This is a genomic window from Corynebacterium sp. (assembly GCF_030532715.1).
Classification (GTDB): domain Bacteria; phylum Actinomycetota; class Actinomycetes; order Mycobacteriales; family Mycobacteriaceae; genus Corynebacterium.
In genome coordinates this window covers 365974-379118 of sequence record NZ_JAUNKO010000002.1, presented here as the reverse complement: position 1 = coordinate 379118, position 13145 = coordinate 365974, and the positions used below count along the sequence as shown (strand labels likewise).

The 13145-nt window shown below is 59.4% G+C and carries 13 protein-coding genes; 7 read left to right on the top strand and 6 right to left on the bottom strand.

Going from position 1 to position 13145, the window contains the following annotated elements; genetic code table 11:
- Position 1 precedes the first annotated feature (1 nt).
- The 4 genes from Q4D83_RS04800 to rho are packed head-to-tail and all read right to left on the bottom strand — an operon-like array spanning position 2 to position 4499.
- Positions 2-652: an L-threonylcarbamoyladenylate synthase gene (locus Q4D83_RS04800; protein WP_303173450.1), complete on the bottom strand. Its 651-nt coding sequence runs from the start codon at positions 650-652 to the stop codon at positions 2-4.
- Positions 653-682: 30 nt separating this feature from the next.
- Positions 683-1516, bottom strand: coding sequence for a peptide chain release factor N(5)-glutamine methyltransferase (gene prmC, locus Q4D83_RS04795; RefSeq protein ID WP_303173449.1), 834 nt, complete (start codon positions 1514-1516; stop codon positions 683-685).
- Entirely contained in the window at positions 1513-2586 is a 1074-nt protein-coding gene (prfA, locus tag Q4D83_RS04790) for a peptide chain release factor 1 (RefSeq protein ID WP_303173447.1), read from the bottom strand. The genes prmC and prfA overlap by 4 nt, the downstream gene beginning before the upstream one ends.
- A complete protein-coding gene (gene rho, locus Q4D83_RS04785; RefSeq protein ID WP_303173445.1) occupies positions 2586-4499 on the bottom strand; it encodes a transcription termination factor Rho in 1914 nt (637 codons plus the stop codon). Before rho ends, prfA begins: the two co-directional genes overlap by 1 nt.
- A 301-nt stretch (positions 4500-4800) precedes the next feature.
- On the opposite strand from rho, the gene Q4D83_RS04780 reads away from it, so the two are divergent.
- From Q4D83_RS04780 to Q4D83_RS04770, 3 genes are all read left to right on the top strand, one after another.
- Positions 4801-6516, top strand: a complete 1716-nt coding sequence (locus Q4D83_RS04780) for a long-chain fatty-acid--CoA ligase (RefSeq protein WP_303173443.1) — start codon at positions 4801-4803, stop codon at positions 6514-6516.
- Between the two features lie 80 nt (positions 6517-6596).
- Positions 6597-7649 carry a GTP 3',8-cyclase MoaA gene (gene moaA, locus Q4D83_RS04775; RefSeq protein ID WP_303173600.1) on the top strand — a complete coding sequence of 351 codons (1053 nt, stop codon included), beginning with the start codon at positions 6597-6599 and terminating at the stop codon, positions 7647-7649.
- Between the two features lie 5 nt (positions 7650-7654).
- Positions 7655-7900 (top strand): MoaD/ThiS family protein, encoded by a 246-nt coding sequence (locus Q4D83_RS04770; protein ID WP_303173442.1) that lies wholly within the window; start codon positions 7655-7657, stop codon positions 7898-7900.
- Between the two features lie 13 nt (positions 7901-7913).
- On the opposite strand, the gene Q4D83_RS04765 is transcribed toward Q4D83_RS04770, so the two are convergent.
- Complete coding sequence (locus tag Q4D83_RS04765; RefSeq protein ID WP_303173441.1) at positions 7914-8327, bottom strand: molybdenum cofactor biosynthesis protein MoaE; 414 nt, start codon at positions 8325-8327, stop codon at positions 7914-7916.
- 46 nt (positions 8328-8373) lie between these two features.
- Between Q4D83_RS04765 and glp the strand changes: the two genes are divergently transcribed.
- The 3 genes from glp to Q4D83_RS04750 are packed head-to-tail and all read left to right on the top strand — an operon-like array spanning position 8374 to position 10637.
- Entirely contained in the window at positions 8374-9570 is a 1197-nt protein-coding gene (gene glp, locus Q4D83_RS04760; RefSeq protein ID WP_303173440.1) for a gephyrin-like molybdotransferase Glp, read from the top strand.
- Positions 9571-9579: 9 nt separating this feature from the next.
- Positions 9580-10056: a cyclic pyranopterin monophosphate synthase MoaC gene (moaC, locus tag Q4D83_RS04755; RefSeq protein WP_303173438.1), complete on the top strand. Its 477-nt coding sequence runs from the start codon at positions 9580-9582 to the stop codon at positions 10054-10056.
- On the top strand, positions 10053-10637 hold the full coding sequence (locus tag Q4D83_RS04750; protein WP_303173437.1) for a molybdenum cofactor guanylyltransferase: 585 nt from the start codon (positions 10053-10055) through the stop codon (positions 10635-10637). The genes moaC and Q4D83_RS04750 overlap by 4 nt, the downstream gene beginning before the upstream one ends.
- 421 nt (positions 10638-11058) lie before the next feature.
- Here the strand turns inward: Q4D83_RS04750 and Q4D83_RS04745 are convergent, their stop codons facing one another.
- A complete protein-coding gene (locus Q4D83_RS04745) occupies positions 11059-11607 on the bottom strand; it encodes a MogA/MoaB family molybdenum cofactor biosynthesis protein (protein ID WP_303173435.1) in 549 nt (182 codons plus the stop codon).
- Between the two features lie 198 nt (positions 11608-11805).
- Here Q4D83_RS04745 and Q4D83_RS04740 point away from each other — a divergent pair, with 198 nt between their 5' ends.
- Positions 11806-13137 (top strand): NarK/NasA family nitrate transporter, encoded by a 1332-nt coding sequence (locus tag Q4D83_RS04740; RefSeq protein ID WP_303173432.1) that lies wholly within the window; start codon positions 11806-11808, stop codon positions 13135-13137.
- Positions 13138-13145 lie beyond the last annotated feature (8 nt).

Genomic DNA, 13145 nt, shown 5'->3' with positions numbered 1-13145 from the left:
CTCAGCGCAACACCTCCACTGCTATGCCCAGGACCTCGGCAATGCGGTCCGCCGAAATGGCTCCCTCGCGCAGCAATTTCGGCTGCGCCCCGGAAAGATCCACAATGCTGGAGGCTTCCCCCACCGGGCAGGGCCCGCCATCGAGGTAGGCCGCCGCGCCGGCGCCGAGTTGCCGCTTAGCATCCGCGACTGTGGTCGCTGGCGGCTGGCCGGAAATATTGGCGCTGGACACCGCCATGGGTCCGGTTTCGCGCAACAATTCGATGGCCACGGGGTGCAGCGGCATGCGCAACATGACGGTGCCGCGGGTATCCCCAAGATTCCACGGCAGGCTGGGGGCTTGCGGCACCACGATGGACAACCCGCCGGGCCAAAACGCCTCCACGAGCGCTTTGGCCTGCGGGGTGTATTCGCGAACCAAACCCTGGATGGTGTCCCAGCTTCCCACCAGCACCGGCACCGGCATATCGGGGCCGCGCTGCTTGGTCAGCAAGAGCTTGGCCACCGCATCGTTGTCAAAGGCATCGCAGCCGAGGCCGTAGAGCGTGTCGGTGGGGAGCACCACCAAACGCCCTCCCTTGACCGCGTTGACCGCTGCCCGTAACCCGAGTTCCCGGGTTTCGGAATCGGCGCAATCGTAAATTCGGCTCACGTTTCATCTCCTGAGGATTCACTCTTGGTTTTACAGCTTACTCGCAGTTACAAAACGGTCCCGGCCCGCCAGATCGCGGTGCTGTGTGACCGTAACAAAGCCCCCGTGGGCGGCAAACGCGGCCCGCACAAGCTCGCCGGTTGCGTCATCGTGTTCGATACCAACCAGGCCGCCGCGCCGCACAAGCGCATGGATGATCGGCACCATCGCGGTAATCGTATCCATGCCGGTGACCCCGCCGAATACGGCGTCGTGGGGGTCGTGCCGGGTTTCCGCATCCACCTCCGCGCCGAGGGGAACATACGGCGGATTACTCACAACCAAATCGACGCCTTTTGGAAGGTGCTTCAAGATGCCAGCATTTCGCGCATCACCGTGAAGAAGCTGCACGCGAGGTGCGAAACGCTGAATGTTTTGCTGTGCCCAAGGTAGCGCCGCGGCTGAGTATTCGACGGCGTGAACGTGGGCGTCGGCACGCGCGTGCGCGATCATCACGGCGAGCGCCCCAGACCCGGTGCATAGGTCCACCACCCGCGGCTTCTCGACGCCGCGCAACGCATCCAACGCCCATTGCGCCAGCGCTTCGGTCTCAGGGCGCGGAATAAACACTCCGGGACCGACCGCGAGTTCCAACGGGCCAAACGGCGCGAGGCCGGTGATGTGTTGCAGGGGTTCGCGGTTGGCGCGGCGGGCCACGGCCTGCCAAAATTCCTCAGGCAGCTCCCCCGAATGAAAGGTCAGTTCGAGGGGTGCGCAACCGAGGAAGTGGGCGGCGAGAAGGCGGGCGTCGACAAGCGGCGACGCCACCCCAGCGGATGCCAAGGTGGCGGCGGCGCGAGCGAGATCAGCGGCTACGGAGGTCACTCAGCTTCCAAGCGGGCGGCGCGGTCGGCTGCCTGCAACGCGGTAAACAGGTCGCCAAGCTCCCCGTTCAGCACCGTGTCAAGGTTGTTGGCTTTATAACCGATGCGGTGGTCGCTGATCCTGTTCTCCGGCCAGTTATACGTCCGAATCCGCTCGGAGCGGTCCAGCGTACGAATCTGGGCGGCACGGCCCTCCGCGGCCTCCGCATCAGCGGCTTCCTCCGCGAGCTGCTGCAGGCGTGCGGCCAGTACCTGCATTGCGCGAGCCTTGTTCTGAATCTGCGAACGTTCTTTCTGGCAGGTAACCACGATCCCAGTCGGTAGGTGGGTGATACGCACAGCGGAGTCAGTCGTGTTCACGCCTTGCCCGCCCTTGCCGGAAGACCGGTACACGTCAATGCGCAGATCCTTATCGTCGATTTCCACAGCCTCAACCTCGTCCGGCTCGGGGTACACCAGCACCCCAGCCGCCGAAGTTTGGATGCGGCCCTGCGACTCGGTCACCGGCACGCGCTGCACGCGGTGCACCCCGCCCTCGAACTTAAATACGCTCCACGCGCCGTCCCGCGAAGGCTGCTTCGAACGGATGGACATGGTCAGGTCTTTCACGCCGCCCAAATCCGACTCCGACAACCCCAGAATCTCAATGCTAAAACCGTTTTTCTCGGCGTAGCGCTGATACATGCGGGCAAGTTCGCCGGCGAACAACGCCGCCTCTTCCCCACCCGCGCCGGACTTGATTTCCATCACAATATCGTCACCGTCGTGCGGGTCGCGCGGGGCAAGCAGGTCGGCGAGTTGTTCCTCCAACTCCACCTCGCGGGCCGCCAGGCGCTCCACTTCGGCGATAAAATCATGGTCCTCGTGCGCCATTTCGCGGGCATCGCGCAAATCCTCGCGCACTTGCGAAAGCTCTCGGTGCACGTTGATGATGGGCTGCAATTGCGAGTACCGCTTGCCCACCTTGCGGGCCTGCGCGGCATCGTTATGCAACTCGGGGTCGCTGAGCTGCATTTCCAAGCCCTGATATTCGGCGAGAATATCATCGACGGCGGAAACCTGATGAGACATTAGGAGAAATCCTCCTCCGTAGCGCCCGCCATCGGCGCGGAAGACGCAACCTGCATCAGGAATTCACCATTAGACTTCGTCTTCTTCAGCTGCTTAATCAGCAGGTCAATAGCTTGCTGATTGTCCAGCGCGGACAGAATGCGGCGCAATTTGTGCATAATGCGCGCCTCCTCAGGGGCGAGCAGCAACTCGTCCTTGCGGGTGCCGGACGGGTTCACATCCACCGCGGGGAACACACGACGCTCAGAAATCTTACGGTCCAGCTTCAGCTCCGCGTTGCCCGTGCCCTTGAATTCTTCGAAGATCACGGTGTCACCGGCGGAACCGGTCTCCACCATCGCCGTGGCGATAATGGTCAACGAACCACCGTGTTCGATATTGCGGGCGGCGCCGAGGAACCGCTTCGGCGGGTACAGTGCGTTGGAATCCACACCGCCGGAAAGGATTCGGCCAGAGGCGGGCGAAGAATTGTTGTACGCGCGGCCCAACCGGGTGATGGAATCCAACAGCACCACCACGTCTTGGCCCTGCTCCACCAACCGCTTGGCACGCTCGATAGCAAGCTCCGCCACGGCAGTGTGCTCGCTCGGCGGGCGGTCAAAGGTCGAGGCGATTACCTCACCCTTGACGTTGCGCTGCATGTCGGTGACTTCTTCGGGACGCTCGTCCACCAGCACCACCATGAGGTAGCACTCCGGATTGTTCGTGGCAATCGCGTTAGCCACGTTCTGCAAAATGGTAGTCTTGCCAGCCTTCGGCGGAGACACGATCAGCGCACGCTGACCTTTACCAATGGGCATGATCAGGTCAATCACGCGCGTGGTTAAGATCTTCGGATCCGTTTCAAGGCGCAGGCGCTGATTCGGGTACAGCGGCGTGAGCTTGGCAAACTCGGGGCGCTGGCGCGCCTCCTCCACAGTCAGCCCATTGACCTGATCCACGCGCTGCAACACGTTGTACTTATGGCGGTTGCGGCCCGTGCCATGCACCTGCTGCGGTCCCCCAACCTTGATCTGGCCGATCACCGCATCGCCGCGGCGCAAGCCCAAACGACGAATCATCTGCGCATTCACATACACATCAGCCGGGCCCGATTGGTAGCCGCTCGTACGCACAAACGCGCTGCCATTGTCGAGGATTTCCACGATGCCCGCAATCTGCTGCAGCACGTCGTCCTCGCGCAATTCCTCCACATAATCACGGTCGCGGCGATTCCGGCCACGGTCACGGCGATTCCGACGCCCCCGACGATCGTCATCCCGATCCCGGGAATGGCGCTCGCCTCGTTCGCCTCGCTCTTGGCGTTCCCCGCGTTCCTGGCGCTCCCCGCGATCGCTGGTGTCCGCGGTATCAACCGCCGGTTCTTGAGTTTGCTCCCCCCGGGAATCCTGCTGTGCGGCGGCCTCCCCAGCATCCGCGGTGGTTGCCACCTCGCGTTGCGCTTCGCGCTCCCGGCGTTCGCGTTCACGCTGATTGCTGCGCGCCCGGTTCCGGCGTGCGCGGCGGGCCTGCGAGCGAGACTCGTGGCGCTCCTCAGCTTTCGCTTCGCGCTCCTCCGCCTCACGCTCCTCGGAAGTAAGCTTTTCATCCGCGTCGGTCTCCGCAACTGCCGGAGGTTCTGCGGGCGCTTCCGCGCTAGGCGTTTGCTGGCCATCGGCGGTAGCGATGACGTCGGTGGTCACGCGACGGCGGCGGCGGTGCACAGGCGCGGCGTCCCCCGCAACATCCGCCTGCTCCGCCACGGGCTGCGGGGAGACGGCGTTCGCATTCGCGGTCTTCGCAGCTTGAATAGCTTCAATCAAAGCGCCTTTGCGCATAGCTGAAATCCCGCGAATCCCCAAAGTCTGCGCCATCCTGCGAAGCTCCGGCAACCGGAGGGCGGCTAGGTTTGCGGTGGTGTCCGTATCGGTCACAGATGTCCTTTCGTAGCACAACCCCGGTTCAATCAAACCGGTGTGCGTCTGTGGAATTCAGTCAACCCCTTAGAAATCCTCTGCGAATAGGGGCCAATCTAGGTGGACGTACCGGATACTCACGTTCGAGTGGGTACGGAATCCGACGGACATTAGGCTCCGTCCCGGCGGGAAAATACTCACAGAAACAGGCGTTTCTTTTCGCGCCTCAAACTCCCCTGGAACGGGCGACCTGTCGGTTCAGCAACAGTGTACCTCATTACTCCCGCTACATAGATAATCGGGCACTAAAGTGGTCTTCATGCTCAGCACAATGAATGACCTCCCGCTGTCCATATCCCGCATTTTGCGCTACGGCAGCAGCGTCCACGGCGGCACCACCGTCACCACGTGGGGGGTTGACGGCCCCGCGGTAACCACCTTCGCTGAGATTGGCGCCCGGGCGGCCGCGTTAGCCTATGCGTTACGCGACGAGTTAGGCATTGATGGCGATCAGCGCGTAGGCACGTTTATGTACAATTGCGCCGAGCACTTAGAAACCTTGTTCGCGGTTTCCTGCATGGGGGCGGTATGCAACCCACTGAATAAGCAATTAATGCAGGATCAAATCCAGCACATTATTAACCACGCCGAAAATGAAGTCATCGTGGCGGACCCGCGGCTGGCCACACAGCTCGGCGCGTTGCTCCAGCACTGCCCGACGGTGCGCGCCGTGGTATTTATTGGCGAAGACGACCTTGGTGAGGCCTACGCTGCCGTGCCGGAACACGTGGCCACGTATTCGTATGAGGCGTTGCTTGACGGCCGCAGCACCGATTTTCCGTGGCCGGAATTGCCGGAAAACACGGCCGCCGCAATTGTGTACTCCACGGGCACGACGGGTGCCCCTAAGGGGGTCGTGTATTCGCACCGCTCCATGTATTTGCATTCGATGAGCCTGCGCACCACAGATTCCTTTGCCATCACCCACGGCGAGCCGTTTTTGTGCTGTGTGCCCATTTACCACGTGTTGAGCTGGGGCGTACCGGTGGCGGCGTTTATGTCAGGCGCACCACTCGTGTTTCCGGGACGAGATTTATCCCCTGCCACACTCGCCACGATTATTGCGCAGACGCACCCACGGGTGGCGCACGGCGTGCCCACGTTGTGGATTTCACTCATGGTGCACTATTTGAGCAACCCTCCGGAGCGCATGTCCCTGGTGGAGATTTTTGTTGGGGGGTCGCCGGCACCGCCGATCCTGATTAAGTTGTGGGAGGAACGGTACGGGGTGGACGTGATCCACATTTGGGGCATGACGGAAACCTCACCGATTGGTACCGTGGCGCGCCCACCCTCGGGGGTCAGTGGTGAGGCGCGTTGGAATTACCGCATTAGCCAAGGGCGGTTTCCCGCATCCATTGAGTACCGCGTGGTCAACGACGGCGAGGAAGTGACCGGCACGGACCGTAACCAGGGAGAGATTCAGGTACGGGGCAATTGGGTCACAGCGTCGTACTATCATTCCCCTGCGGAGCTAGCTGGGGGTGCGGCCCACGAGTTCCGCGGCAAGGACGTTGACGACGCCCGCGAGAAGTTCACGGCAGACGGCTGGTTGCGCACTGGGGATGTGGGGTCGGTGTCGAAGGACGGTTTCCTTACTATTGAGGACCGTGCGCGCGACGTGATTCGTTCCGGCGGGGAGTGGATTTACTCGGTGCAATTGGAAAATTTGGTGATGGAGTCGGACAGCGTGGTGGAGGCCGCGGTTATTGGTTTCCCCGACGATAAGTGGGGGGAGCGCCCACTGGCGGTGACGGTGCTGCACAGCGGTGTGCCGGCGACCCGCGAGACTGCGGAGACGTTGCGGGACGGGTTGCGGGAGAAGCTGCCCGCCTGGATGCTTCCCGAATATTGGGCGTTTGTGGATTCCATCGATAAAACGTCCGTGGATAAGTTTGACAAAAAGGACCTGCGCAAACACCTTGCGAACGGCGACTTCCGCGTGATCAAACTCAAGGGGCCCGGGGAGAAGTAGGCCAACACCACTATTTTTCACGGGTTTATCTGGATTTAATCGGCGGTTTCGCGTAGCCTAAACGTGTGACTACCTCGTTTGTGCCCCAGCCCGGCGCGACCGAAACCGCTGTTGCGGGAGTCCTCCGAGATCGCCATGGTCGTGTCGCACGAGATTTGCGTGTGTCATTGACAGACCGGTGCAACCTTCGGTGCACGTACTGTATGCCCGCCGAAGGCCTCGAATGGATTCCAACCTCGCAGCACCTGACGGACGAGGAAGTAGTCCGACTAATCCGCATTGGGGTAACCATGCTCGGCATTCGCAAAGTACGCTTTACGGGTGGCGAACCGTTGTTGCGGAAAAACCTCGCAGACATTGTTGCGCGCACGGTAGCGCTACGCACCCCCGATGGCGGCGAGGTAGCTACGGCGATCACTACCAACGGCGTGAGTTTAGCCCGCCATGCCGCCTTGCTTGCCGCGGCCGGATTGCATCGGGTGAATGTTTCGCTGGATTCTCTAGATCCGCAACGCTACGAACGCATCACGCGACGAAACCGGCTCCACGATGTGCTCGCCGGCATTGAAGCGGCACTCACTTCTGGGTTGACACCAGTGAAGGTGAATGCGGTAGTTACCCCCGGTGTCAACGAGCAGGACATTGTGCCGTTGGCGGAGTTTTGCTTACGCCTAGGCTTACAGCTGCGATTTATTGAACATATGCCGCTGGGCCCGCGCAATACGTGGGACCCTGCGACGATGTACACCGCCGAGGATATTTTGCGCGTATTGTCGCGGCGCTTTCGGCTCACTCGCGCACAAGCACACGACAAGTCCGCCCCTGCAACGTTATGGCAGGCGACATCACTTGACGACGCCCTGCCTTCCGGGCTCATCGGCGTCATCCCCACGGTATCCACGCCATTCTGCGGGACGTGCGATCGGACGCGACTCACTTCAGATGGTGCGATCCGTTCGTGTTTGTTTAGCCACGCTGAGACGGATCTGCGGGGTTTGTTGCGCGCCGGCGCCTCCGACGCGGACATTGTGCAGGCTTGGACCGCAACCATGTTGGAAAAGCCTGCTGGTCATGGCATCAACGACCCAGACTTTCTGCAACCCTTACGCACCATGTCCGCTATTGGAGGCTGACACTCATGCACGTTGTGACGGTTCGTTTTTATGCGGCGGCTGCCGAGGCCGCCGGCACACACGAAACCACCATCGAAGTTCCGGACGACGCAACGGTTGATGATGCTCTCCAACTCGTGGATTCCCGCTACCCCAAAGTTGCCGCCATGCGCTCACAATGCAGCGTGTTTGTGGATGATGTGCAGGCACGCGCCCCACAGCTCGGCAATGCACGCACATTGGATATTTTACCGCCGTTTGCTGGTGGCTAAGCGTTGCAAGCAGTTAAGCGCAATTACTCCAAGTATATGTACCGTCAGTAAAATATTGCTTTTTCCATACAGGTAGTTTTTCTTTCACTTCGTCTACCAATGCAACGAGGGCTGCGAATGATTCTTGCCGGTGCGAGCTACTTACTGCCGCCGCGAGTGCGGTTTCCCCGATTTCCAAACGACCAACGCGGTGTGCGATTGCTACGTGATGAAGTTGATATTTTTGTTGCACCGACTCCGCAATTTCACGCACTATCCGCGCCGCTGCTGGGTGGGCACTGTATTCCAAACTCGATACCGCATTTCCATGATCGTGATTCCGCACGCGGCCATCAAACGTGGCTATTGCACCGGCACAATCATCGGCCACTAATTCAACTAATTCCGACAACACTATTTTCTGGTCTGTAATACGTCCCGAACCCATATTTTCCTCACCTCTGACCGCAACACTAGCCGAAAGTACACCAGCAATGTTCCGCAGCCTTTCCGAGCATTACGACGCGGTGCTCAACCTCGCCGATTCCACTCCCTCAACGTTCTCTACAGCCCCGCAAACAGCCTCGGGACTCACGCTGGCAAAAAATACGTATGCTCAGGCTCCGGTACCACCGTTTCACAACTCGGCAATGGATGGGTTCCTCGTGTTTGCGCAGGATTTCCGTGACGACGGCCCATGGACGTTTCCGATAGTGGGCGACGTCCCAGCGGGAGGCGAAGCAACCATGCCGGACCAAGCGTGCGCGGTGCGCATCATGACCGGTGCCCCCGTCCCCGAACACCCAGACCTCGCCGTGGTACCGGTCGAGAACACTGATATCCCGCGCGGCCCTTATCCGCTGCCAAGTTCGATTACCATATTTACCGCCCCCACACCTAGGGCACATATTCGAACTCGCGGCGAAGACATGCAACTCGGCGAACTTGTCCTCCCCAAAGGCAGCCGTATTGACGCCGCGGCAATCTCTGCCCTCATTGCCACGAACAACACCCAGGTGACTGTGTTCAAACCAGTCCGCGTCGCCATCATCGCCACTGGCGACGAAGTGGAAAATCAAATCCCCAACTCCAATAGTCCCCTACTCGCCGCACTTTGCGAAGAACAAGGCGCAGATACCAACCTGCTCCCCGTGGCCAAGGACTCCAGCTCAGAGTTTCGGGCAATGATCGATGCCATTGACCATGCGGACCTGATCCTCACCACCGGCGGCATTTCTGCTGGCGCGTTCGATGTCGTCAAAGAGGCCCTAGCCGATACCGTTTGGTTCGGCAACGTGGCACTGCAACCCGGCAAACCACAAGGCGCCGGCACTGTTAACGGCACACCAATCCTGTGCCTGCCAGGAAATCCGGTAAGCGTCTACGTTTCATTTCAAATCTTCGTCCGGCCTCTACTCCAAGCGTTGAGCGGTCAAACTCCTGTGCCATTGCAACACCGCCCAAACGTCATGGCAATCGCCGAATCCGAGTTCCCCGCCCACCGAACTCGTGATCGCTTTGTCCCCGTGGTGCTGCGTTACACACCAGAGCCTCATGCCAGTAGCACGCACTGCCGCGGCCTAGGAAGCCATTTCGTTGCTTCGCTCGCACGCGTTCAGGGCTTAGCTGTTATTCCACAGGGCGCCCACACCATCCAGGTGGGCGAACCTGTTCGGGTAATCCTCGGATAGGATGCCGGCATGAAATTCACGCACCTTACTCATCGTGGCGAAGCCCACATGGTCGACGTCACACACAAGACCCCAACCGTCCGCAGCGCATCCGCGCGCGCCGAGGTTGTTTGCTCGGCAGAAGTGTTACAGGCACTACGCGATGGCGACATCCCAAAAGGTGATGTGTTTGCCGTGGCCCGCGTAGCCGGCATTCAGGCAGCAAAACAGGTGCCTACGCTGCTCCCGCTTGCGCACACAATCGGAGTACACGGCTGCGAAATCGCAATCGACCTGTCACCCACATGCGTCACACTGAGCAGCACGGTCCACACCGCAGACCGCACGGGCGTAGAGATGGAAGCACTCACTGCAGTCACGGTCGCGGCGCTTACAATCATCGATATGGTCAAAGGCACAGACCGCCTCGCCTATATTCGCAACTGCCGCATTACCCACAAATCCGGCGGCCGTAGTGGAACGTGGATTCGAGACGAAGGGCCATGACCGCGGCACATGTGGATGCCATCATCCTCGCCGGTGGCCGCAACACCCGGATGGCAGGCAGCGATAAGGCGCAGCTTCTGTACGGCGCCGCACGTTTTGTGGATCATTTGATTAACGATCTGCGTGCCTACGACAACCTCGACCGGATTGTGGTGGTGACACCACACGCCTATCCGCTTCCCAACGACGTCACACGCACATGCGAAAATCCGCCGTTCGGGGGCCCCGTCGCGGGCATTACTGCTGGCACTCAACATTTGCGAGATACGCCGGCAAATTTGGTGCTGATTGTACCGGTCGATGCCCCCGACGCGGCACAACTATTGCCACGACTTATGCAAAAGTTAGCCAGTTCGGACGTAGCTGTGATCCGTAACCGCGACGGCTTTATCGAACCATTATGCGCTCTCTGGTCGAAACCCGCACTCTGTGATGCGTTGGACGCACTCCCGGCGATTGCCAACACTCCGGCCAAGGATCTTATTCGTGCTACGCGCACCGTCCACGAGGTGAAAGGTACCGGCGCAGAACGCGACTATGACACTCCCGAATCCTTAGCCGAATTGCCAACGATCAATTAGGGGGCGATGATGAGCCACTCTGCCGAGCTTCCGCGGCGTCGAAAATCAGCTCACGGCCCACAGCACCTCGGTTGGGTGGATCAATGACAAATGCCCCAGCCATCCCGTTGGTTGGATACACGCTCATGGACATCGCCGCACAATAATCCATCGCTCAACGCCCCGCTATTGTGCACAACCATGTGTACATCACGCTCCATATTCGAGTGGTTATTCGGCACGTTATTCAACCTGGCCCCAACCGATATAGTCAGTGCGTTCGGAACCTTTAAACACCGGTAAATATCAAGCGTTATTTCCTGAACATTAGATCCTGCAGCTGATCTGTTTTCGGGATCAATTGACGGGTACTGCACACGTGGGGCACGCAACAATCGCACGAGAGTCCGCCGACTTGGCGCATCCAGTTCACACGGACTGCTTAACGCTGATGCGCTTCCCCGTCATAGCCGCCAAGCTGTTCGAGAATGTGTGGCACGAGGGGCCCGATCACACCCACCGTGTCCCGAACCCCTCCCGCCGATCCTGGGGCGTTCACAATGAATGCCGCATCCTCACCCCGGCCCGTCACGCCGACCAAACCGCGAGACAACCCTGCTAGTGGGGTTTTCTCCAGACCTTTCATCACAATTTGCGCGCTGATCCCCGGCAATTCGGCTACTAGAAACTCCCGAGTCGCTTCGGGCGTCAGGTCACGCGGGGTCACCCCTGTGCCACCAACGGTGACAATCACCCGCGCTCCGGCATCCAGCGCACCGCGCAACGCAGCCTGCACCGGCTCGATGCCGTCTGGGACGAGCTCAACTTCCGCCACGTCAACCCCATGATCGGCAAGCAAACGCAGAGCTAACGGCCCCGAGTAATCCTCACGTTCTCCGCTGGTGCAACGATCCGAGACGGTGATGACCGCCCCCACTACCCGGCCCTCCATCGGCGTAAGGCGCTTTTCCGACATCAACTGGTCTGACATTTCCCGTTTCCTCTCCTGAATTACCCCTGTTATTGGGTACGCCACAATGTTCCTGCTGTCGATTTGTTTCAAAATCGTCTCAACACTTATTTTAACCCGGTTTTTCCGTTTTAATAGATTTAAGTGGCGCCGCGGCCAACAGCAAAACCCAAATCTTCAAACCCGTCTTCGTGGAAACGTACGAAAGGTAACACGTTCATGACCCCGCTGAACACCGAAGGTAGGGTGCTGCAAGGCTGGGATCCGGAGCACTCCCAACACTGGGATTCCCGAATCGCTTGGCGCACTCTGATCATCTCCACTATTTCGTTGACCATTGGCTTTTGCGTGTGGTACTTGGTCTCCGCGATCGCACCAAAACTCAACGCCATCGGTTTTTCACTCACCAAGGAAGAGTTGTACTGGCTGGCGGCAGCCCCAGGCCTATCCGGCGGCCTGTTTCGATTGCTTTACATGTTTTTGCCGCCAATCCTAGGCACCCGCAAATTGGTGGGATTTTCATCCCTACTGTTTGTGGTCCCAATGCTTGGCTGGTTTTTCGCGGTTCAAAACCCTGAAACCCCTTATTGGTGGTTGATTTGCTTAGCCCTCATGACGGGTATTGGCGGCGGCTCGTTCGCGGGATATATGCCCTCAACCGGCTATTTCTTCCCTAAGTCCAAGGCGGGTTCCGCGTTGGGGCTGCAAGCTGGCATCGGCAATTTCGGTGTCTCTCTGATCCAACTGCTCGGTCCATGGATCATGGGTTTCGGACTGTTTGGGCTGACCATGTTTGCACCACAGCACACTGATAAGGGTGATATTTGGGTGCACAACGTTGCAGCAGTACTAGTGCCATGGACCCTCGTGATGGCTGTTGTGGCGTTCATTTGGCTGAAAGACGTGCCCATTAAGGCAAACATTCGCCAGCAGATGGACATCTTCGGCAACAAAAACACTTGGATTCTCACCATTATTTACATCATGACGTTCGGTGCGTTTGCGGGGTTCGCTGCACAGTTCGGCCTACTTGTCAACAACGTGTTTGGAGCCGAGTCCGAGCTCGCTTCGCGTTTCGACGCCGCGACTCTACCAGCCGGCGCCACCTTCGCGTTCCTCGGACCACTCATCGGTTCCGGCGTCCGCGCCGCATTCGGCGGATTGTGTGACCGGTTCGGCGGCGCAATTTTTACGTTTATTGGTGGTGTCGGCATGACCATTGCCACCATCGTTGCCGCACTGTATCTCAACCCGGAAACACCGGCGGAATTCTGGCCATTTTTGGTAGCCATGCTGGTGCTGTTCTTTTTCACCGGGTTGGGCAACGCGGGCACATTTAAGCAAATGCCCATGATTTTGCCGAAACGCCAGGCCGGCGGTGTCATTGGCTGGACTTCCGCAATTGCTTCATTTGGCCCGTTTATCGTCGGCGTCCTGCTGTCACTTATGGAACCCACCACATTCTTCTGGGGTTGTGTCGTGTATTTCATGTTTGCCACCGCGCTGACCTGGATTTTTTATACGCGCCCGAACGCCCCGTTCCCCGGATAACCCTGCCT